Origin of the sequence: Parasphingorhabdus sp. (assembly GCF_048267785.1) — a bacterium.
Lineage (GTDB): Bacteria > Pseudomonadota > Alphaproteobacteria > Sphingomonadales > Sphingomonadaceae > Parasphingorhabdus.
The window spans coordinates 229,337-250,202 of record NZ_JBLWWU010000002.1 but is presented as its reverse complement, the minus strand read 5'-3'; the positions used below and the strand labels follow the sequence as shown (position 1 = coordinate 250,202).

19 protein-coding genes are annotated in these 20,866 nt (G+C 56.6%); 14 read left to right on the top strand and 5 right to left on the bottom strand.

Annotated elements, in window-relative coordinates:
• Positions 1-69 precede the first annotated feature (69 nt).
• The 3 genes from ligK to ACN0VD_RS03215 are packed head-to-tail and all read left to right on the top strand — an operon-like array spanning position 70 to position 2,658.
• Positions 70-744 (top strand): 4-carboxy-4-hydroxy-2-oxoadipate aldolase/oxaloacetate decarboxylase, encoded by a 675-nt coding sequence (gene ligK / locus ACN0VD_RS03225; RefSeq protein ID WP_417591543.1) that lies wholly within the window; start codon positions 70-72, stop codon positions 742-744.
• Positions 737-1,792 carry a 4-oxalomesaconate tautomerase gene (locus tag ACN0VD_RS03220; protein WP_417591541.1) on the top strand — a complete coding sequence of 352 codons (1,056 nt, stop codon included), beginning with the start codon at positions 737-739 and terminating at the stop codon, positions 1,790-1,792. The genes ligK and ACN0VD_RS03220 overlap by 8 nt, the downstream gene beginning before the upstream one ends.
• Positions 1,789-2,658, top strand: a complete 870-nt coding sequence (locus tag ACN0VD_RS03215; protein WP_417591539.1) for an amidohydrolase family protein — start codon at positions 1,789-1,791, stop codon at positions 2,656-2,658. The genes ACN0VD_RS03220 and ACN0VD_RS03215 overlap by 4 nt, the downstream gene beginning before the upstream one ends.
• Positions 2,659-2,920: 262 nt before the next feature.
• On the opposite strand, the gene ACN0VD_RS03210 is transcribed toward ACN0VD_RS03215, so the two are convergent.
• The gene (locus ACN0VD_RS03210) at positions 2,921-4,177 is read right to left on the bottom strand and encodes a Rieske 2Fe-2S domain-containing protein (protein WP_417591537.1); all 1,257 of its coding nucleotides are present in this window, start codon (positions 4,175-4,177) and stop codon (positions 2,921-2,923) included.
• Positions 4,178-4,295: 118 nt separating this feature from the next.
• Here ACN0VD_RS03210 and ACN0VD_RS03205 point away from each other — a divergent pair, with 118 nt between their 5' ends.
• The 3 genes from ACN0VD_RS03205 to ACN0VD_RS03195 all read left to right on the top strand — a co-directional run bounded on the left by ACN0VD_RS03205 (position 4,296) and on the right by ACN0VD_RS03195 (position 8,194).
• Positions 4,296-5,438: a Gfo/Idh/MocA family protein gene (locus ACN0VD_RS03205; protein WP_417591535.1), complete on the top strand. Its 1,143-nt coding sequence runs from the start codon at positions 4,296-4,298 to the stop codon at positions 5,436-5,438.
• Positions 5,439-5,448: 10 nt separating this feature from the next.
• Positions 5,449-6,441 (top strand): ABC transporter substrate-binding protein, encoded by a 993-nt coding sequence (locus tag ACN0VD_RS03200; protein WP_417591533.1) that lies wholly within the window; start codon positions 5,449-5,451, stop codon positions 6,439-6,441.
• Between the two features lie 130 nt (positions 6,442-6,571).
• Positions 6,572-8,194 carry a long-chain-fatty-acid--CoA ligase gene (locus ACN0VD_RS03195; protein WP_417591531.1) on the top strand — a complete coding sequence of 541 codons (1,623 nt, stop codon included), beginning with the start codon at positions 6,572-6,574 and terminating at the stop codon, positions 8,192-8,194.
• A gap of 47 nt (positions 8,195-8,241) precedes the next feature.
• Here the strand turns inward: ACN0VD_RS03195 and ACN0VD_RS03190 are convergent, their stop codons facing one another.
• Complete coding sequence (locus tag ACN0VD_RS03190) at positions 8,242-8,691, bottom strand: MarR family winged helix-turn-helix transcriptional regulator (protein WP_417591529.1); 450 nt, start codon at positions 8,689-8,691, stop codon at positions 8,242-8,244.
• 356 nt (positions 8,692-9,047) lie between these two features.
• Here ACN0VD_RS03190 and ACN0VD_RS03185 point away from each other — a divergent pair, with 356 nt between their 5' ends.
• Positions 9,048-10,223, top strand: coding sequence for a CaiB/BaiF CoA transferase family protein (locus ACN0VD_RS03185; RefSeq protein WP_417591527.1), 1,176 nt, complete (start codon positions 9,048-9,050; stop codon positions 10,221-10,223).
• Entirely contained in the window at positions 10,220-10,924 is a 705-nt protein-coding gene (locus tag ACN0VD_RS03180) for a glutathione S-transferase family protein (protein ID WP_417591525.1), read from the top strand. Before ACN0VD_RS03185 ends, ACN0VD_RS03180 begins: the two co-directional genes overlap by 4 nt.
• Positions 10,925-10,928: 4 nt before the next feature.
• Here the strand turns inward: ACN0VD_RS03180 and ACN0VD_RS03175 are convergent, their stop codons facing one another.
• Both ACN0VD_RS03175 and ACN0VD_RS03170 read right to left on the bottom strand, forming a co-directional pair.
• Complete coding sequence (locus ACN0VD_RS03175) at positions 10,929-11,654, bottom strand: glutathione binding-like protein (protein ID WP_417591523.1); 726 nt, start codon at positions 11,652-11,654, stop codon at positions 10,929-10,931.
• 1 nt (position 11,655) lies between these two features.
• Positions 11,656-12,162 (bottom strand): DUF3237 domain-containing protein, encoded by a 507-nt coding sequence (locus ACN0VD_RS03170; protein ID WP_417591521.1) that lies wholly within the window; start codon positions 12,160-12,162, stop codon positions 11,656-11,658.
• 144 nt (positions 12,163-12,306) lie between these two features.
• On the opposite strand from ACN0VD_RS03170, the gene ACN0VD_RS03165 reads away from it, so the two are divergent.
• From ACN0VD_RS03165 to ACN0VD_RS03145, 5 genes are all read left to right on the top strand, one after another.
• On the top strand, positions 12,307-14,670 hold the full coding sequence (locus ACN0VD_RS03165) for a TonB-dependent receptor (RefSeq protein ID WP_417591519.1): 2,364 nt from the start codon (positions 12,307-12,309) through the stop codon (positions 14,668-14,670).
• 191 nt (positions 14,671-14,861) lie between these two features.
• Positions 14,862-16,157 carry a spinster family MFS transporter gene (locus ACN0VD_RS03160; protein ID WP_417591517.1) on the top strand — a complete coding sequence of 432 codons (1,296 nt, stop codon included), beginning with the start codon at positions 14,862-14,864 and terminating at the stop codon, positions 16,155-16,157.
• A 123-nt stretch (positions 16,158-16,280) separates the two neighbouring features.
• The gene (locus ACN0VD_RS03155; RefSeq protein ID WP_417591515.1) at positions 16,281-16,670 is read left to right on the top strand and encodes a nuclear transport factor 2 family protein; all 390 of its coding nucleotides are present in this window, start codon (positions 16,281-16,283) and stop codon (positions 16,668-16,670) included.
• Positions 16,671-16,680: 10 nt separating this feature from the next.
• Positions 16,681-17,325 carry a carboxymuconolactone decarboxylase family protein gene (locus tag ACN0VD_RS03150; protein WP_417591513.1) on the top strand — a complete coding sequence of 215 codons (645 nt, stop codon included), beginning with the start codon at positions 16,681-16,683 and terminating at the stop codon, positions 17,323-17,325.
• Positions 17,326-17,448: 123 nt separating this feature from the next.
• On the top strand, positions 17,449-18,042 hold the full coding sequence (locus tag ACN0VD_RS03145) for a VOC family protein (protein WP_417591511.1): 594 nt from the start codon (positions 17,449-17,451) through the stop codon (positions 18,040-18,042).
• 97 nt (positions 18,043-18,139) lie between these two features.
• Here ACN0VD_RS03145 and ACN0VD_RS03140 read toward each other — a convergent pair whose 3' ends face one another.
• Positions 18,140-19,705 carry a long-chain-fatty-acid--CoA ligase gene (locus ACN0VD_RS03140; RefSeq protein WP_417591509.1) on the bottom strand — a complete coding sequence of 522 codons (1,566 nt, stop codon included), beginning with the start codon at positions 19,703-19,705 and terminating at the stop codon, positions 18,140-18,142.
• Between the two features lie 83 nt (positions 19,706-19,788).
• Between ACN0VD_RS03140 and ACN0VD_RS03135 the strand changes: the two genes are divergently transcribed.
• Positions 19,789-20,841, top strand: coding sequence for a 5-methyltetrahydropteroyltriglutamate--homocysteine methyltransferase (locus ACN0VD_RS03135; protein ID WP_417591507.1), 1,053 nt, complete (start codon positions 19,789-19,791; stop codon positions 20,839-20,841).
• Positions 20,842-20,866 lie beyond the last annotated feature (25 nt).

The following is a 20,866-nucleotide window of genomic DNA, read 5'->3' as shown; positions in this document are numbered from 1 at the left end:
TTGCATAGTTCCGACTTGCATGTCTGAGCGCAACCTTCCTAACCTTCGGCCCGTATAAGGAGTCCGCCCATGACCAATATCGTTGTCCAGAATATCGACCGTACCGACCTGGCCCTGGTCGACGGGCTTGGCAAATGCGGAGTCGCCACCGTGCATGAAGCGCAGGGCCGAACCGGCCTGATGGCGAGCAATATCCGGCCGATCTACAGAGGCGCACGCATCGCTGGCAATGCGGTCACAATTTCTGCCGCGCCCGGCGATAACTGGATGGTGCACGTCGCGATCGAGCAATTGAAAGAAGGCGATATTCTGGTACTCGAACCCACCAGTCCCTGCGAAGACGGCTATTTCGGCGATTTGCTCGCGACATCGGCGCAGGCACATGGTTGCTGCGGATTGATCATCAACGCCGGTGTCCGTGACATCCGCGACCTGACCGAGATGAATTTCCCGGTCTGGTCCAAAGCGGTGTTCGCACAGGGTACCGTCAAGAATACACTCGGATCGGTGAACATCCCGATCGTCTGTGCCGGTGCGGTGGTAAATCCCGGCGATGTCGTCGTCGCAGATGATGACGGAGTTTGCGTCGTCCCGCGTGAACGGGCCGCCGAAGTTCTCGAAAAAGCCCGCGCGCGCGAAGCCAATGAAGAAGCGAAGCGGGAGCGGCTCGCAGGCGGCGAACTGGGCCTCGATATGTACAAGATGCGCGAACGGCTGGAGAAAGAGGGCCTGAAATATGTTTGATGGAACCCGCGTCATGTGGATGCGGGGCGGAACATCCAAAGGGGGTTATTTTCTGGCCGACGATTTACCGGCGGACAAAGCGGAGCGCGATGCCTTTCTTCTGCGCGTGATGGGCTCGCCCGACGAGCGGCAAATTGATGGCATGGGCGGCGGCGATCCGCTGACCAGCAAAGTCGCGGTCATCCGGAAATCGCAGCGCGATGGGGTCGATGTCGATTATCTCTTCCTGCAGGTCTTTGTTGATCAGGCTATCGTCAGCGACGCACAGAATTGCGGAAATATTCTCGCCGGGGTCGGTCCCTTCGCCATCGAGCGGGAACTGGTATCGGCGAATCACGGCGAGACCAGAGTTACTATCTATATGGAAAATACCGGACAGATTGCCGTCGCAACCGTGCAAACGCCCACTGGCCTGCCGACCTATGCCGGCACGGCGCGGATCGACGGCGTGCCCGGTTTTGCCGCTCCTGTCCCGCTAGCCTTTCGGGACACAGCCGGCTCGACCTGCGGTGCCCTGCTACCATCCGGGAATAAGGTTGATATCATCAACGATGTCCCGTGCACCCTGATTGACAATGGCATGCCCTGCATCATCATCAAGGCGACGGACCTCGGTGCCACCGGCTATGAAAGCCGTGATGAACTGGACGCGGCAGAAACCCTCAAGGCGACGATCGAAGCGATCCGCCTTGCCGCTGGCGAACGCATGAACCTCGGCGATGTCACCGAAAAATCAGTCCCCAAAATGATGCTGGTGGCGCCACCCCGCAATGGTGGGGCGATCACCGTGCGCAGCTTCATTCCGCACCGCGCTCATGCCAGCGTGGGCGTCCTCGCCGCCGTGACGGTTGCAACGGCCGCCCTTATCGATGGTACACCGGCGGCAAAAGTTGCGAGCATATCTGGTGGTGTCAGCAAGACGCTTTCTATCGAACATCCCACCGGAGAAACGACCTGCGTGATGGAAGTGGACGATCAAGGAAATGTAACCAGCGCTGCGATGCTGCGCACGGCGCGAAAGCTGATGGACGGAGTAATTTTTGCATGACCGAACGCATCATCAGCTGGCACGCACATCCATCCAAACCAAAATTCATACCCCCTCCCGGTGCAGTTGATGCCCATTGCCACGTCTTCGGACCACAAGCGCAATTTCCATTCAGTCCCTCGGCCAAATATCTCCCGGAAGATGCCGGGCCGGAGAAATTATTTGCTTTGCGGGATCATCTGGGATTTTCCCGCAACGTGATTGTCCAGGCCAGCTGTCACGGCACCGACAACAGAGCGACACTTGATGCCATCAACAAATCCGCTGGCATGGCGCGCGGCGTCGCTGTCGTCGATCCGGATATTTCGTACGGGGAACTGGACGCGCTTCATCAAGGCGGCATCCGCGGTATCCGGTTCAACTTTCTCAAGCGTCTGGTCGACAATGCACCAAAGGATAAATTTTTAGCTGTGGCAGACCGGTTGCCAAAAGACTGGCACGTCGTCGTCTATTTCGAGGCGGACATATTGGCAGAGATGCGCGAATTCATCGCGCATATTCCCGTGCCCGTTGTGGTCGATCATATGGGACGCCCCGATGTCAGCCAGGGTCCGGAAGGTCCGGACATCACAGCTTTTCGCGAGCTGCTGGACAGCCGCGACGATATCTGGACCAAGGTAACATGCCCGGACCGCCTGGATCCCGCGGGACCGCCCTATGCCGACTTTGTCGCAGCCGTTCGCCCGCTGGTTGAAGATTATCCTGGCCGCGTGCTTTGGGGAACCGATTGGCCCCACCCCAATATGCAAGACATTTTGCCTGACGATGGCAGTCTGGTGGATGTCATTCCGCAAATTGCTGTCACAGCAGAATTGCAGCGCAAGCTGCTCATCGACAATCCGATGCAACTCTATTGGCCAGACTGAATGACCAATCGGCTGACGCCGCCCGGTTCAGTCCTTGGGGCGGAACCTTTTAGCCAGCTCTATATTGCCGGCCTTGGGTCGCAGGGCAGCCCCTGACGTTTGGATCAGAATTCAATAAAACTTATAATATTCTGGCAGGTCCATCAATATTTCGGATGATTTGATTACCCATCATTGTCATTCAAATAGACTGATTCTTGAGCCATTTTGTGACCATGCAAAGCAACGGGGGCCGGACGCGCAACAAACATTGCGCGCTCCATCAGTCGACTCGGGGCGACGCCACATCTCGCCAGTCGGCATCCTTGCTGACCATGCCTTCAAACGAGAAGAGATCCTTGTTGTAATAGCCTTTCGGCTTGGCCTCATTCTCTGCATCTTTCGCCTGAGACAGCATGATCTTGCGGAATTCGAAGATCGCCCGGTCGCTCGATCCCAACTTGTCATCACTGCGATCGGCGATGGGACCCATTGATTCCCACATTGCCATATCCTGAGTCGGGATACCCTTGATTCCCGTGAAATCGCCCGCTTTCATTGCGGCACGATCCTGCTGATAATTATTGTCGATATTGCGGAATTTTCTGAAAGTGACCGGGTCGACATCAACGCCAGGAACAGCATCACAGAATTTGCGCCACGCATCGGCTGATATCCCTTTTGTTTCATGCCAGGCGATCCAGTAAAACATACAGTTCACATCATCGATCGGAACGAGCATCTGGATCAGATTATATCGATCCGTCGGCGGAATCATTACCGTGAAGGGAGCGATGAACGACGTGGTGCGGACATAATCCTGCTTGTCGGGATCATGGATGGGAATGCGGATGGCGGCATAGCGAAAACCATATGGCGTGCGCTCTATTTCAAGGCGCGGGGATTTATCGGCTGACGGGCGAAGCCATTGGCTGTCGGTTGCGGTCGAGTTGGCGACATCAACCGCAGTCGGCATGTTGGACGAATGCAGACTGCTGCTATGCGCTGAGTCAATGGCTCCCTCGAGCACCTGAGCCCAGTTGCACTCGGCATGTATTTTGACGATGGCGATCTTGTCGTCAGGCGCTTTCGCCCATACCGGCGGATCAAATGGCGTCGGATGTTCGGGATCCCCCATCCATGCCCAGACAAAACCGCCAGCTTCGCATGCGGGATAAGCCCGCGTACGCATCGAATTGCGTAACTTGGCATCAACCGGTTCTGACGACATATCCACCGCCAGACCATTCACGTCGAATTTCCACCCATGGTACAGACAGCGCAATCCGCATTCCTCGTTGCGTCCGAACGCCAGGGATGCCCTGCGATGCGGACATTGTTCGTCGAGAACACCAATACGGCCCTGCGTATCGCGGAACACCACCATATCTTCACCCAGCAGGCGAGCCCGGAGCGGTGTGCAATCGGGCTCCGCAACCTCTTCGCTCATACAAACAGGCATCCAGTGGCGGCGCATTATTTTGCCCATCGGAGCATCGCCTTCCACACGGCACATAAGATCATTTTGTTCAGGTGTCATAACAGTATCCAAAATAGTAAGATGGCGGACGCTGTCATACGCCCCGCAATATTACTTCTATATATAAGTATCTTGCATTTCAAGAGGCCAAACTCTAATGCGAAAAAAGGAGAGGTTGATGACGGTGCGATTGGCGATATTGGGATTGGGCAGAGGGGCGGTCTTGACGGCACCGGCTTTCGTTGCGCACCCTCGCATCGAGCTGGTTGCGGGTTGCGATCCGAACGCGCAGGCCCGCGCCGGTTTCGGCAGACCCTCGTTCGCATCGGCGGAAGAGCTGTTCGCCGATGGAGCGTTCGATGCCGTCTATATCGCTTCCCCGCACGAATTTCATGCAAGTCACGCGATCATGGCGGCAAGAGCCGGAAAACATGTACTGGTCGAAAAGCCGATGGCAGTGACCCTGGCAGAAGCCACAGCCATGGTCGCTGCTGCACGGGAAGCCGGTACAATACTCATGGTCGGGCCGAGCCACGGCTTCGATCCGCCCGTCGCACTGGCCACAGAGATAGTGGCATCGGGAGAGATCGGCCCGGCGCGGATGATGCATTGCAGCAATTTTACCGATTTTCTCTATCGCCCCCGTCGCCCGGCCGAGCTCGAGACCGCCCGGGGAGGCGGCGTGGTATTGAGTCAGGGGACGCACCAGATAGATATGGTGCGGCGCATTGCGGACAGTCCTGTATCATCGGTCAGCGCCTGGACCGGTGGCTGGGATGCGCGCGCGACCGAGGGCGCATTCACCGCGCTTCTGCATTTTGAAAATGGCGCCGTCGCGAATCTGACCTATTCGGGCTACGCGCATTATGACAGTGATGCCGTGGCCGGCTGGATTGGCGAACTGGGCCAGGCCAAGAATCCACAGGCGCATGGCAGGGCGCGCGCCGCGCTGCAGGCGGTTGATGAACAGGCCGCAAAAGCAGCGCGCACCTTCGCCGCCCCTCACGAAACGACAGCGCCAAAGCATCACGAGCGATTTGGTTCGCTGATCATATTATGCGAAAAGGCAGATCTCGAATTAACGTCCCAGGGCGTCAATATTCACGGCGATACAGGAATGCGCAGCGTTGCCGCGCCGCTGCCCGTGGCGCAAAGGACCAATGTCGCCGATGCCTTTGTCCGCGCCATACTTGATGAAGAGACACCGCTTTTCGACGGCTCCTGGGGGCGCGACAGCCTGGCGGTATGTCAGGCTATCCTGCGGTCCGCGAACGAGGGCCGGAGTGTCACACCTTCAGAACTGTTCCCATCCGATATTTGAAAGAAACCACATGACCAATCTTCCCATTTCGCTCGCTTGCTGGAATTATGACCGCACCCAGGCACTTGCCGACGGACGTGTCCGGCCCGACGGCATCGATCTCAACCTTCAGACGCTGGAAGTGGAAGAGACTTTTTTCCGAATGTTGCGACACCGCGAATTTGATGCGGCGGAAATGTCCATGTCCTCTTATTGCGTTACCCTGTCGCGACCCGATCCGGCGTTTATCGCCATTCCAGTTTTTCCATCGCGGCTGTTCCGCCACAGCTGCATCTTTGTATCGGCACAGAGCGGCATCGAAAAACCCGCAGACCTCGTCGGAAAGCGCATCGGCGTTCCGGAATATCAGATGACGGCACCGGTCTGGATCCGCGGCATCCTATCCGACGAATATGGCGTTGACCCGACGAGCGTTACCTATTTCACCGGAGGAGAGGAACAGCCGGGGCGCGACGAAAAAGTAAAGCTCGATCTGCCCGAGAAATTCAAATTACAGTCCATCGGCAGGGAGAAAACGCTTTCGCGCATGCTGGCTGACGGAGAAATTGATGCCTTGCATACCGCGCGAACGCCCAGCACCTTTTACAGCGAACCCGATAAAGTCCGCCGGCTATTTCCCGATTTTGTTGCCGTCGAACAGGATTATTATCGGCGCAGCGGGATTTTTCCGATCATGCATCTCGTCGCGATCCGGCGGGAAGTATATGAGAAGAACCGGTGGGTCGCCCGTTCGCTTCAAAAAGCATTCGAGGCTGCTCAGGCCAAGGTGTACGAAGAATTGCTCGTTACCGCATCCCTGAAGACAATGTTGCCCTGGCAAATCGCGGCAGTAGAGGAGGCGATCGAACTGCTCGGCAAGGACTGGTGGCCTTATGGATTTGGGCCCAATAGGGACATTATCGACACATTCTTGCGCTATCATCACGAACAGGGACTGTCGGCGCGGCGCCTGCAGCCCGAAGAACTGTTCGCCGAAGAATGTTTTGAATCCTTCACCATTTGATGAAGGCCGGTTGTGCGTTGGCGATCCCCATGTCGCGCGCACCAAGTTTGTGATCCGAACCAATATTTCCGCGAAACAGCAACAAAACACAATAGTCTGAACAGGAGAGGCAAGAGCAATGGATGGACTGATGCAGGGCGTACAGCTGACGGTTGACCGGATCATAAACCATGCCGCGCAATGGCATGGCGGGCGGGAAATTGTCTCCCGCGATGCCGAAGGCCGGGTAACCCGCACCAACTATGGAGCCGTTCATGCGGATGCCAAACGGGTATCGAACGCGCTTCACGCCGCGGGCATAATGCCCGGCGACCGCGTCGCGACTATGGGCTGGAACAGCGCTCGGCATCTGGCGGCTTGGTATGGCGCTGCCGGGATGGGAGCGGTATTGCACACGCTTAATCCCCGCCTGTTTCCCGAGCAAATTGCCTATATCGCCAAACATGCCGGTAGCCGGATATTGATCGCCGATCCGTCAACCGTCGACCTCGTCGAACCACTGCTGAAGCAGGTACCCACAATCGAGCGGGTGATTTTCTTTTGCGATCATGCGGGAATGCCTGAAACCGATATTGCTGCGATAAGTTTTGACGAGTGGATCGCCGATCAGCCGGCAGAATTTGTCTGGGGCGATTTTGACGAGAATAGCGCTTGCGGGCTTTGCTATACGTCCGGCACCACGGGTAATCCGAAGGGTGTGCTCTACTCGCACCGGTCCAACTATATCCACGCCCTGATGACCTTGCAGGCCGATGCGCTCGCGTTATCGGCGCAGGACACGGTTTTGCTGGTCGTCCCGATGTACCACGCCAATGCCTGGGGGGTGGTCTATTCAGCGCCCGCGGTCGGTGCCAAGCTTGTCCTGCCGGGGCAGCGAATGGACGGAGAGTCAATCTACGAGTTAATCGAGGAAGAAGGCGTAACCTATTCCGCGGCGGTGCCGACCGTGTGGCAGATGTTGCTCGAATATATGCAGGAAAACGGCAAAAGATTTACCAGCCTCGAACGGGTGACGATAGGCGGATCGGCTTGCCCGGAATCCCTGATCCGTACCTTCCGCGACGATTATGGTGTGGAGGTTATCCAGGGATGGGGGATGACCGAAACCTCGCCGCTGGGCACCGTGTCGGTGGCCAATGCGTCGGTCGCTGCAATGCCGGACGAGGAGCAGATGGCCTATAAGCTCAAACAGGGCCGGTTGCTCTGCGGGCTCGAAATGAAACTGGTCGATGACGCCGGCAATCGCCTGCCGCACGATGGCAAAACGCCAGGACGTCTGATGATCAAGGGACCGACGATTGCGGCTGCCTATTTCGGCGCGGAAGGCGGCAACATACTCGACGAGGACGGATTTTTCGATACAGGAGACGTGTCGACGATTGATACCGAAGGCTATATGCAGATCACCGATCGTGCGAAGGATGTGGTGAAATCCGGCGGCGAATGGATCAGTTCCATCGAGATAGAGAATATCGCAGCCGGGCACGAAGCCGTTGCCATCGCAGCCGTGGTTGGCGTGGTCCATCCCAAATGGGACGAACGCCCGATATTGCTGTGTCAGCTTAAATCGGGCGCAGAGGCCGATGCAGCAGACATAAGGCAATATCTCGACGGCAAAATCGCCAAATGGTGGATGCCCGACGACATATTGTTCGTCGAGGAAATCCCGCTCGGACCGACGGGCAAGATCGACAAGCTGGCGATTCGTGCTGGACTGAAAGGATATTCGCTACCCTTTGATGCCGACCGCTGATCATATACCGCACAGGCCTCGCCCCCCGACCAACCGGGGGAGCGGCATTATTCGAGTCCCTGCCGCACCCGCTTGACCAGAGTTATCAATTGTGCCCGTTCCTTGTCGTTCAAAGGCCCGCCGATAATATCATTCACCTCCCGCACGATAGGCAGGAGGGAGAAGGCCAGCTCACGCCCCGCTTTGGTAAGCGCGACGCGTTTGCAGCGACCGTCCTTTTCATCAACAGTCCGACTGATAATATCCTGTTTTTCAAGAGCGCGCAGCGACGTTACGACATTGGGTTCGTTCATTCCGATCCGGGCACTGAGCTCTCTTTGGGTAATATTCTCTTCTTGTAACAAGGACCGCAAGATATACCAGTGTCCCACCCGGATGCCGACGCGCTCGAGCCGGCTATTCAGCATCTTGCCAATCAGGCGATGGGTATCACGGACAAGATAGCCCAAGCTATTTTCGAGTGTCGCTTCTTCATCCGATTTTTGAGCTGATTTCAAATTCGCTCTTTTCATTTTCATTCCACCTCTTTCGAGCTCTCGGCCTTGGGGCGCTGGCGGGGTTGCCGGATGTCTCTGTATATCGGCCATGCCGCGTAACATATATTACAAATGAACTCCGGATCCTGAATAGGCAACGATTTTGTCTTTCGTTCGCCAGAGTTTGCAACCCTGCCGGATTGGGCGTCAGCAGACGACAGGTTCCCGATATTTCCGCGACGATGCTCGGGTCATCATGTGACACTTTACAATTGCCCGGTACATAGTATTCTAAGTATGTGGAATTATCGTCGGATGGTCTCTTGCCCCGGCAACAAAATAATTCTTGCACCAGCCCAACATGCGGAAGGAACAAAATGGCCGGAATAAATAATAGCGGCGGCGCGCTCGAGGATATTCGTGTGGTCGAGATGGGACAGCTGATCGCCGGCCCGTTTTGCGGACAGCTGCTTGGCGATATGGGCGCCGAAATCGTCAAGCTCGAGCCACCGGAAACCGGTGACCAGATGCGCAATTGGGGCCAGGGTGACAAACCCAGCTGGTGGCGTGTCATTGCACGCAACAAATATTCCGTAGCCTGCGACCTTCGCTCGACTGAGGGGCAGCAACTGGCACGCGACCTGATCGCCAAGGCCGACATATTGATCGAGAATTTCCGCCCCGGGACGCTGGAAAAATGGAATCTCGACCCGGCGGACCTGCGTGCGACAAATCCCGGTCTGATCGTTGTCCGGGTATCGGGCTATGGCCAGACCGGTCCCTATTCAGCACGCGCCGGTTTTGGCGGCATTGGCGAAGCAATGGGCGGATGGCGCGGCATCGTCGGCCACCCGGATCGGCCGCCGGCACGCATGGGCGTGTCAATCGGCGATACGCTGGCGGCCAGCTATGGCTGTATGGGTGCACTCGCCGCTCTCCACCATCGCGACAAGACCGGCGAAGGCCAGATTGTCGATTCCGCATTATATGAGGCGGTACTGCAGGTGATGGAATCCACCGTGTCCGATTACTCGGCCAGCGGCACCAAACGCAAGCGCACCGGATCCACCCTGCCCGCAATTGCACCGTCGAACGTCTATCCGTGCAGCGACGGCGAATATCTGATCGGTGCCAATCAGGACGGCGTTTTCACGCGGCTGGCGACCGCCATGGGCCGCCCCGATCTTGCCACTGATGACCGCTATGCGACCCATCTCGCGCGCGGCGCGCGGCAGGAAGAGCTGGACCAACTGATCAGCGAATGGACCCGAACGATGACGATCGAGCAACTGGAGGCCAAGATGGTCGAAGCCGGTGTCCCTGCCGGGCGTATCTACGATGCTGAAGACATGATGGCAGATCCACATTTCACGGCCCGCGAAGCATTGGTGACAGTGCCCGACCAAGAATTTGGCGAAGTCACCATGCAGGGCGTTTTCCCGAAAATGTCCAAAACGCCGGGCAGCATACGCCGCCCCGCTCCACTGACCGTCGGTCAGGATAGCGACGATATTATCGAGCGGTGGCTAGGCCGCGAGTCAGATACACAATGATTACACTTTATGGCGGGCCTACGCCCAATGCGCGCAAGATCGCAATCGCGCTTCTCGAGATGGAACTGGAATGGCGACTTGAAACAATCGACATCCTTGCCGGTGACCAACTGACGCCCGAATTTCTGGCGCTCAATCCGAATAACAAAACGCCCGTCATTGTTGATGATCAGGGACCGGATGGCACGAATTTTACCCTTTGGGAAACCGGAGCGATTCTGCTCTATCTTGCCGAGAAGACGGGACGTTTTATCCCGGCGGATCCGGTCGCGCGTGCGACCTGTTGGCAATGGCTGATGTTTCAGGTGTCGGGCATCGGTCCCATGTTTGGGCAGGAAGCGCATTTCACCCATTATGCCAAGGACCGGCATGAATATGCGATTCTGCGCTATTCGCGCGAGGTCGACCGGCTGATGATGGTTCTCAACAAGCGGCTGGGCGAAGCCGAATGGCTGGCGGGCGATGAATATAGCATCGCCGACATAGCGACTCTCCCCTATTTGCGCCGCCAATTCATCGAGAAGGCGGAGCAATTTCCCCATATCGAACGCTGGGGCAAAGCGATGCTTGAACGCCCGGCGGTCGATAAAGGAATGAAAGTCGGCGAAGCGCGGGCCGAAACGATCGAGGGCGGACTTTCCGGCTTCACCGATGAACATCGGGCCATCCTGTGGGGCGATCGCCAGCACACTGTACGCTAGCGGACTATTCCTCCGTGACCGCCGCTTGATTGGCGGCGCCGAACATATTCGACCATTCCTGGTCGTCGAGCTTCTGGACCCGACCAACATATTTGGCAGGCGCAGCAAGATCGGCGCGGCTCATCATACGCGCGACTGCCGGCCGTTTGCGGATATTTTCAAACCAGGCGTGCGTCGCAGGCCAGCGAGCCAGATCAACGCCCAAGACAAAAGCAGAGGCCCGCCCCGGCCAGATCGCGATATCGGCGATGCTATACGCATCACCTGCTACATAACGGCTTTTCGCCAACTGTGTTTCCAGCACTGTCAGCAACCGGTTCAGTTCGCCTGTATAGCGCTCCACGGCATATTCCTGACCGGCGGGAGCGTAGCGCAAGAAATGGCTTGCCTGTCCGCCCATGGGCCCCAGTCCCGCGACCTGCCAGTTGAGCCATGACAGCGTCACAGCCCGCGACGCACCCGATACGGGTAGAAAATCTCCACATTTTTCCGCGAGATATTGCAGGATCGCTCCGGATTCGAAAACGGTCACCGGTTCACCGCCGCCATCGGGGTTATGATCGATGATCGCGGGCAGCTTGTGGTTCGGGTTGATCCGCCCGAATGCCCGCGTCAGCTGATCGCCGTTGAAAATATCATAGGGGAGCACGCGATAGGAGGCGCTCATCTCCTCGAGCATGATGGCAATCTTCTGGCCGTTCGGGGTCGCCGAGTAATGGAGGTCGATCATATCAGCGAATCTCGTGAATAATATGGCGAACCCCGAAGCTGGTGCGTTCACCGACACCCACCGCAAGCACACCATTCAACCAGTTATATTTTTCGCTCGCCGTTTCAAATACCGGCGCGATTCTCAGATAATAGCGATCCGGGTCAACATAGGGCTGCGCCGGATCAACAAATTCCCGACGGACGTCATCCGGGATGACATTGCGTCCGCTATAGGTCACGTAAATCATTTCCCCGTCCTCGGTTTGCCAAACCACGCGGGCGTCGAAAGTACCAACCGATGAGTCGCTTCCCAACCGTCCGGCACGTGACCAGTTCCCGCCGCCAGGCAAAACGCTTCCGTTAATGCGCGGGCCGGTGATGCGTCCGCCGGTGACATACCCCGCTCTCTGATCACCAAAGGGAGAGGCCCCAATCGCAATGATTCCGCCGTCTACGTCGAATTCCACGGTGCACAGATATCGACTAAGCAGTTCCCCCGAAGCCGTCGTCATATTTTTTTCGCTCATATTTCGAATCCTTGTTTCAAAGCTATGGACAAACTTAAAACAATTAGTCTACTAAGGGTCAAGTAGATTGACGGTGAAAGACCTGGATGCATGCCTTTCAAACCGTCGGCGCAATATTCAGAATGTTCTTAAGGGAGGACCCAAATGAAAGCTCGGAATCAGATTTTACTCGCCGGCACGGCTATCGCAGCCATAATGTCATACAACACAACCGCCACGGCGCAGACCACCGTCGATGAATCCACTCCCGCCGATGGCGCGTGGGATACGAACGAAATCATCGTTACCGCGCGTTTCAAGGACGAATCCCTGCAGGATGTCCCGCAAGCCATTTCGGCCTTTAGCGATGATGCACTGACCAAGATTGCGGCCCGCGACATCACCGACTTGGCACCTTCAACACCAAATGTCAGCATTCAGCCAGTGGCGACATTTTCTAACTCGGCGGCCATTTTCATTCGCGGCCTTGGTGCGCAGGGCATTGAATCAACCGAAGAAAGTCCGGTCGGCGTTGCAATCGACGGGGTCTTCATCACGCGGCCGGTTGCGACCATGCTCGACACGTTCGATCTGGATCGCATTGAGGTGCTGCGCGGACCGCAGGGCACGTCATTCGGTAAGAATTCACTTGCCGGCGGCATCGCCGCCTATACCAAGAACCCGGGCTGGGACTGGGGCGTACAGACGGAAATAACCCTCGGCAATTACGGTCGCATGGATGCGCGCGCGGCGATCGATATGCCGCTCATCCAGGACAAGCTGGCGGTTCGACTGGTTGCCAACAAGGAAACCTATGACGGCTTCTTCACCAACCGTCTGAATGGGCAAAAGGTCGGCAAGCAGGATCGACTGACGCTGCGGGGAACAGTTGTCATCAACCCCACGGAAAATCTCGACATCAATCTAAAGGCTTTTCTTGTCCACGACAGGTCCGGTGCGCCCGGCGGTGACACTGGCCCTGCCCGAGACAAGCTGTTGTGGCTCGTTTATGGCTTCGAGGAGCCGGATGATGGCGCCTTCACAATCGGGCGAGATTTTCCAGGCAATCACGACACCGATCAGCTCGGCCTGATCAGCAATATTGGCCTCGACCTGGGTTCATGGCAGGCAAAATCGATCACGGGCTATATCGAAACTGACGATTTCAACGACAGCGATTTTGACCAGTCGGAAATCTTTTTCTTTCCCACTTTCCGCGTTCAGGAGCACCGTCAGTTCAGCCAGGAACTTCGTCTGCAATCCGATTTTTCGGACCGGTCGGACGCATTGGCGCGGCTTAGCCTCGTTTTCGGTGGCTATTATTTGAAACAGAGTTTCGAACTGTCTCAAGCCTTTCCGACGCTCCCCGTCCTCCTCGCACCAACGCTGAACTTCGGCAGCCAGGATTTCGTAACGCAAGACAATACCGCCAAGGCCCTGTTTGGCCAGGCGATCTATGGTATAACCGACCGGTTGAACCTGACGCTCGGCGTCCGGCAAAGCTGGGAATCGAAGGACTATTTCCGGGACCCGACAGGAACCTTGCTGTCTCCCTCCTTTTTCACGACGCGGTCAACGGTCAAATCGCTGGACGAGATGGAAACGATTGCCAACGCCAATCTAGCGGCAGGCAAAGCATTCAAGCTGGACACCAACCGCAGCCGAACAACGTTTAAGGCCGGGGTCGATTATCGCCTGACCGACGATGTCATGGTCTATGCCGGTTTCAGTCAGGGCTATAAGGGCGGCGGATTCGGTGCCCGGTCAGCGACTCCGACGACCGCTGGTCCGACAGATGACAATACATCGGAACTTTTTGAGGCTGGCTTCAAGGGCGATTTCTTCGATAATCTGCTTCGCCTCAACCTCACGGGCTTCGTCACCAAATTCAAGAAGTTGGAATTCGGCGTCTTCTTCCCCAATCTCAATGTTGCGTCCGGCCAGGAAACCGCGCAGCTCAACATCGGCTCGGCAACGACTCAGGGGCTGGAACTGGAAGCAACGCTGAAACCGGCGCGGAACTTCCGGCTGTCGGCCAATATCGGCTATCTTGATGCTAAATATACCGATTTCTGCGCCGATATCGATGGCCCGTCCGCGTCGCCAACTGTACCGGTGTCCGAGTGCGGCGTCGTCACTACATTACCCAATGGAACCTATCTGATCGATACCGATCAAACGGATCTTAAACTGGTGCGCGCCCCCAAATGGCAGACTCAGGTGTCCGGCGAATATACCGTTCCGCTTGGCAATTCCGGTGATCTTTCGTTCCGTGCGGCTATGCAGTATAAAAGCACCTATTATTCAACTGTCGCCAACGATCCGGGTGGTCGGACCGGAGATTTCGTCCTGGTCGATGGCTCTGTGAGCTGGCAAAGTCTGGACGAGCGTTTTCGGGTTATGATCTGGGGCAAGAATCTGACCAACAAAACCTATGTGTCGGCATTCACGCCAACCGCGCAATTTTTCGATCAACGTTTCTACGGGGCACCACGGACATTCGGCGCGACGCTCGGCGCGAGCTTCTGAATGTCGCGGCCGGGGATCACATCTCGTGTCTCGGCACTTTGTAGAGAGAATCCCCCTGTCCTGCACGGCAGGGGGATTCTCTATGGTGGGCGAGCAACCCCGTCCATCCTGACACTCGTAAACCGGACTTGCAGATAACCTCATATATCCAAGCATTTTGGATATATTGAAAATTGGCGATTGGGAGAGATATGTCGCAGACCACCTATGTAAATGGGGACGCAGCGCCATCCGACGGGATAACAGTCCTCCGGCGTAATTTCGCTTTGGGCATGCTATTCCTTGTCGGCACGATCAACTTTGTCGACCGGCAGCTTTTGTCGGTGCTTGTCGAACCAATTCGCGCCGAAATGCAGTTTAGCGATACCCAGTTCGGACTGCTTACCGGCCTTGCCTTTGCCCTGTTCTATGCCGCGATGGGCGTTCCGGTCGCAATGATCGCCGACCGCTGGAACCGCGTAAAGCTGATTGGCATTGCCTGCATTGTGTGGAGCGGCTTTACCGCTGCATGCGGGATGGTTTCGAACTTCTGGCAACTGGCGGTGATCCGATTTGGCGTCGGTGCGGGAGAGGCTGGCGGTACAGCACCGTCACTATCGGTTATCGCTGACCTCTATCCGCCGAACCGGCGGCCGCTGGCCATCGGACTGTTCACTTTAAATGGTCCGTTCGGTGTCTTTGTCGGCGCAGCATTTGGTGGCTGGGCCGCCATCCATGTCGGCTGGCGCGGCGCCTTTCTCGCTATTGGCGTGATCGGCATCATCGTCGCTCCGCTATTGATCTGGCTGGTGCGCGAACCCGCGCGCGGTGAGATGGACGCCAACAAGCCCGCCGACGAAGCCCTGCCCTTCAGCCAGAGTCTTGCGATGTTCATTCGCAGGCCATCGCTGCGCATGTTGATGATCGCCAGTGGCCTTGCCGCCTTTGTAAGTTACGGCATGTTGAACTGGATTCCGGCCTTTCTGATGCGCACACAGGGAATGCCACTATCGGCCATTTCGACCTGGTTCGCGCCCGCTGCGGGCATCACCTTCGGCATCGGAATTCTCGGCGGCGGCTGGCTTGTCAGCCGCGCCGCGCAACGCTCAGCACGCGCATATGGTACGATCCCGGCGATTGCGACCGCGGTTATGGTCCCGACCTTCATCGCTGCTCTGCTTGTCGACAGCTGGCAGATATCTCTCGCACTGATGCTTATTCCAATGGCGGCTTGCACTGTCTATGTCGCGCCCGCATTGGCACTGGTGCAAAATCTAACGCCACCCCGTTCGCGTGCCACCGCTGCGGCGGTGTTGATGCTGATGTTCAATATCGTCGGGCTCGGCCTCGGTCCGCTATTCGCCGGGATCGTCAGCGACGGATTCAAACCGGTATATGGCGACGAAAGTCTGCGCTGGGCATTAATCGCACTTATGCCATTCGCGGTCACCGCCGGAATCGCCCAATTCAGAATGACGAAATATCTCGACGGAGATTTTGACGAATGATGGATGTTTCAGGGAAGCCGGCATTTATCACCGGACATACCAGATCGCCCGACATTGCGATTTCGGACGCACATACGGTCGATGGCGAGCGCATATTCCGTATCAAAATTGGGAGAGACCGTTTTGACCAAAGACATTGATATCCGCAAGCTGGCTCAGAGCTTTTTCGACGCGATTGAAGCGGGCGATATAGAAACAATGCAAAACAGCTTCACGCCCGACGCAGAAATCTGGCACAATACGGACGAGCTGATTGTCAGCCCCGCCCAAACCGCACAGACTTTGACCGGTATGGTCAAGCGGATCAAGAACCGTCGTTACGCCGACCGTCGCCTGTCGGTCTACCCGGGCGGGTTCGTCCAGCAACATGTCCTCACCGGCAGGCGTGTCGAGGACGATATAGAGGTGCGTCTGCCGTGCGCGATCATCTGCAAAATCGAAAATGGCAAAATCACGCGGCTCGACGAATATTTTGATTCGGCACATGTCGCTGCATTCCGCAAATATGCTTAAGGAGTAAATCATGCCCGTTCTACGCCAGGTTCCCCGATCTGAAGTCACCGATGAAACCGTACTTGCTTATTATAACCGTCTGTTCGGGGACCGCGACCCCGTGGCCGAACCAGGTACCGCAACGGGTACACCGGGCGACTGGTGGACTGTATTTGCGCTCGCGCCGGACATTTTCAAACATGCTGTCGACGGATTCGGCGTCTATCGTCACCCGGCGCGCAAGATTGATCCTGTGCTGCGGGAACTGGGACAGACGCGGGCCGGCTGGGTCAAGGGTAGCCAGTTTGTCTTTTCACAACATTGCAAATCGTTGCGCGGACTGGGTGTAAGCGAAGAGAAAATCGCATCCATCGCACATTGGACGGTCGCCGATTGCTATAATGAGAAAGAACGCGCGGTGCTCGCTTATGCCGATTGCCTGACCCAGGCTGATGGGCGCGTACCGGACGAAATTTTCGACAAGCTCAAAACTTTCTGGGATGATGAACAGATTTTCGAGTTCACCTATATCACATGCCTGTATGACATGCATGCGATCATCACCCGCGCTCTGAAGCTTGAGTTCGACGACCGTGCAGATCCGATAGTCGAGGTTGCGGCGCCCGAAGGCTTTGATGCTGCCGACTTTCTTAGCGCTCCGGCCTCAAAAGAATAACCGTCAAGGAGATTGACGGTTATTGGCTCATATGGTACAAGCGTAAACATAAGGAACGGCGGAACGTGGCCGATAACAGCAAATATCGCACCGCAATAAAACCGCCTCAACAGGAGATAAATTATGACAGCTACAAATAGCGAATTTCAATTTTGCGGTGTCAACCACCTCGCATTAGTGTGCAAGGATATGGCAAAAACGGTCGAATTTTATCGGGACATACTGGGCATGCCCTTGATCAAAACCCTCGATCTTCCTAATGGAAGCGGCCAGCATTTCTTTTTTGACGTGGGCAATGGCGACAGCATTGCCTTTTTCTGGTTTCCCGACGCCCCTGAATCGGTTCCCGGCATCGCGGCGCCCGAAGCGCTACCGACAAAAGGTAATTTCATGTCGGCCCACGGATCGATGAACCATATCGCGATCAACGTTCCTGCCGAACGTTTCGACGAATATTATGACCGGCTGGTTGCCAAGGGTGTCGAGGTCACGAAGATACTCAACCATGATAATTCTCCAACCCAGTCCTCGGACGAGATAAACGATGATGTCTATGTTCGTTCGGTCTACTTTTTTGACCCCGACGGCATCTGTCTGGAATTTGCCGCGTGGACGAAAACATTCGACGAGAGCGATGTCGCCCATGACCCGGTCCAGGCCGACGGCACGAAACGCGAAGGCCTGGTTGTCGGACGGACTGCCGTTCCAGCAGAATGATATCCCGCTTCTTTAAGCCTTTCCGGCCCGGCCATTGCGCCGGGCCTTTTTTATCCGGACAGATTGTTCCCGACAGGGCGTAATCTGAAAGCGGCGCCTATCCCACGGCGCGGTCGCGGCCTTCCCAATAAGGCGCGCGCAACTCACGGCGGAGCACTTTGCCCGACGGATTGCGCGGCAATTCGTCGATTATCTCGACGCTTTTCGGTACTTTGAAAGCCGCAATCCGCTTGCGTGCCCATGCGATGACGTCCGCAGGGTCGGGCCGCAGCTCAGCAGATGGAACGATCAGCGCCTTTACCGCTTCGCCCCATTTGTCATCGGGCACGCCGATCACCGCGACATCGGCGACACCGGGACATCCCATTATCGCGCTTTCCACTTCAGCCGGATAGACATTTTCGCCGCCGGAAACAATCATGTCCTTGATCCGGTCGTGCACGAAGTAAAAGCCATCCGCATCGCGAAAACCGACGTCGCCGGTATGGAGCCAGCCATCGACCAATGTTTCGGCCGTAGCCTCGGCACGGTTCCAATAATGTTTCATCACGATACCACCGCGGATCGCAATTTCGCCGATCTCGTCATCACCCAGCGGTCGGCCGTCACCGTCCAATATTGCCATTTCCGTATTCGGCCATGGCTGACCGCAGGATTTCAACTTGCCTGCAAGTTTATGGGCCGCCGGAGAAAGGGTTGAGCCACCACCACTGGATTCGGTCATTCCGTAAAATTGCACGAAATCACATCCGAACGTCGCTTGGGCACGCTGCAATACATCTTCAGCAATGGGTGATGCGCCATAAGCGATGGACCGCAACGCCGGATAAGAACTATCGCTGGCGGCAGGTTCCTGCAGCATCATCTGGATCATCGCCGGAGCCAGAAACGCATGGGCCACATTCTCCTCGGTCATCATCCGGATTGAATCGGACGCGCTGAATTCTCTGACCAGAAGCAGGCGCCCGCCCTGAGCCAGTCCGGAAAAGGCGACATTGGTGCCAGCCACATGAAATAATGGCATGACGATCATAACCGTCTCGCCTTCGTCATAGGCAAAGCCGCTAATTTCGCTCGCCATCTCAAGAAAGTTGCGATAATTTTGATTGCCAAGCACGACGCCTTTGGGGTGCCCGGTGGTGCCACTGGTATAAAGCTGCAAAACATCGTCGCCCAGCTGCGGCGGATCATTTGGCGGCGACGTGGCCGCGTCGCCCAGCCAATCATCAAATTCTTCGAAATCAGGATGAGAACCATGGAGCGCAACCAAGCGCGGCGGCGCGGCGAGATCGGCAACGGCTTCAAGCGCGCAGTCGAACAGATCCTCTCCCACAAACAATATTTCTGGCCGCGCATCATCCAGTATGAACGCTATTTCCGCGGCGGCAAGGCGGCAATTGACCGGCGCCAGGCAAGCCCGTGCGAGAGCGCTGCCAAAGAAAACCGGAAACCATCTGTCGTGGTTTTTGGCCAACACCGACACACGGTCGCCCGGAGATATGCCTGCTGCGATCAGCGCATGGGCAACACGGTTCGATTCCATGTCCAACGATGCGTAACTTGTTTCGCGCTCGCCGAACTTGATCGCGATCACGTCGCCCCTGACACGCGCCTGCACCCGGGGAATATCCGCCAAGGTCCCAATGGCATCCAAATCGATCATCTCGCTCTCCTTTGCACACTATATACTTGCACTAGATAGAATACTAAGCAATTACTTGGCCAGACATTTTTTAGGATATTGCCTTGCTCAAACACCAAATTTTGCCAACGACAATTGTTGGAAGCTATCCCCAGCCTGACTGGCTGATTGACCGTGAACGCCTGAATCACAGCCTGCCCCCACGCGTGCGTGCCGAAACATTGTGGCGCATAGCCGAACCATGGCTGGGCGAAGCGCAGGAAGCAGCGACGCTTATGGCAATCCGCGATCAGGAAGAGGTAGGAATCGATATTATCGGCGACGGCGAGATGCGCCGCGAAAGCTATTCGAACCGTCTCGCCACCGCGTTATCGGGTATTGATAAAGAGAAACACGGAACGGCAATCGACCGTACCGGAAAGGCCAATCCAGTACCGCTCGTCTCCGGGCCGATCCGCCGCCTTGCGCCGATTGAATCCCAGGATGCTGCATTCCTGAGGCGTCACACCAAACGGCCGGTCAAGCTGACTCTGCCCGGCCCCTTCACCATGACGCAACAGGCCGAAAACGGCTATTATCCGGACAATCGCGCGATGGCGATGGACTATGCCGATGCCGTAAACGCGGAGGTCAAGGACCTGTTTGCCGCCGGTGTCGATGTGGTACAACTCGACGAGCCCTATCTTCAGGCGCGCGCAGACGATGCCCAATTTTATGCCATTGAAGCAATCAACCGGGCGCTGGATGGCGTAGACGGAACGACGGCGCTGCACATCTGCTTCGGCTATGCCATGGTGCATCATGGCGCAGGCTCGACCAAGCCCAAGCCGAAAGCCTATGATTTCCTTGCCGAACTCGATGCGTCAGTGGTTGATATCATTTCGGTGGAAGCAGCGCAGCCCAAGCTTGATCCAGCAATCCTCGCCGAACTGCCCAGCAAGATGATCATGTACGGCGTGCTTGACCTGTCCACAGCGGAAGTCGAAACGCCGGAGATCGTCGCCGGCCGTATCCGCGAGGCTCTGCGCTATGTCGACGCCGAGCGGCTGTGGATTGCCCCCGATTGTGGAATGAAATATCACAGCCGCCACCATTCACTGGAAAAGTTGAAAGCCATGGTCGACGGCGCTGCAATCGTGCGAGCGGAGATCGCTTAGCCCGGCCCGCTCTGCAGCTTCGCCT

What these genes read in the sequence shown, in the direction of transcription:
- ligK (WP_417591543.1), top strand. Translation starts at nt 70, where the DNA reads ATGACCAATATCGTTGTCCAGAATATCGACCGTACCGACCTGGCCCTG.
- ACN0VD_RS03220 (WP_417591541.1), top strand. Translation starts at nt 737, where the DNA reads ATGTTTGATGGAACCCGCGTCATGTGGATGCGGGGCGGAACATCCAAA.
- ACN0VD_RS03215 (WP_417591539.1), top strand. Translation starts at nt 1,789, where the DNA reads ATGACCGAACGCATCATCAGCTGGCACGCACATCCATCCAAACCAAAA.
- ACN0VD_RS03210 (WP_417591537.1), bottom strand. Translation starts at nt 4,177, where the DNA reads ATGACACCTGAACAAAATGATCTTATGTGCCGTGTGGAAGGCGATGCT.
- ACN0VD_RS03205 (WP_417591535.1), top strand. Translation starts at nt 4,296, where the DNA reads ATGACGGTGCGATTGGCGATATTGGGATTGGGCAGAGGGGCGGTCTTG.
- ACN0VD_RS03200 (WP_417591533.1), top strand. Translation starts at nt 5,449, where the DNA reads ATGACCAATCTTCCCATTTCGCTCGCTTGCTGGAATTATGACCGCACC.
- ACN0VD_RS03195 (WP_417591531.1), top strand. Translation starts at nt 6,572, where the DNA reads ATGCAGGGCGTACAGCTGACGGTTGACCGGATCATAAACCATGCCGCG.
- ACN0VD_RS03185 (WP_417591527.1), top strand. Translation starts at nt 9,048, where the DNA reads ATGGCCGGAATAAATAATAGCGGCGGCGCGCTCGAGGATATTCGTGTG.
- ACN0VD_RS03180 (WP_417591525.1), top strand. Translation starts at nt 10,220, where the DNA reads ATGATTACACTTTATGGCGGGCCTACGCCCAATGCGCGCAAGATCGCA.
- ACN0VD_RS03175 (WP_417591523.1), bottom strand. Translation starts at nt 11,654, where the DNA reads ATGATCGACCTCCATTACTCGGCGACCCCGAACGGCCAGAAGATTGCC.
- ACN0VD_RS03170 (WP_417591521.1), bottom strand. Translation starts at nt 12,162, where the DNA reads ATGAGCGAAAAAAATATGACGACGGCTTCGGGGGAACTGCTTAGTCGA.
- ACN0VD_RS03165 (WP_417591519.1), top strand. Translation starts at nt 12,307, where the DNA reads ATGAAAGCTCGGAATCAGATTTTACTCGCCGGCACGGCTATCGCAGCC.
- ACN0VD_RS03160 (WP_417591517.1), top strand. Translation starts at nt 14,862, where the DNA reads ATGTCGCAGACCACCTATGTAAATGGGGACGCAGCGCCATCCGACGGG.
- ACN0VD_RS03150 (WP_417591513.1), top strand. Translation starts at nt 16,681, where the DNA reads ATGCCCGTTCTACGCCAGGTTCCCCGATCTGAAGTCACCGATGAAACC.
- ACN0VD_RS03145 (WP_417591511.1), top strand. Translation starts at nt 17,449, where the DNA reads ATGACAGCTACAAATAGCGAATTTCAATTTTGCGGTGTCAACCACCTC.
- ACN0VD_RS03140 (WP_417591509.1), bottom strand. Translation starts at nt 19,705, where the DNA reads ATGATCGATTTGGATGCCATTGGGACCTTGGCGGATATTCCCCGGGTG.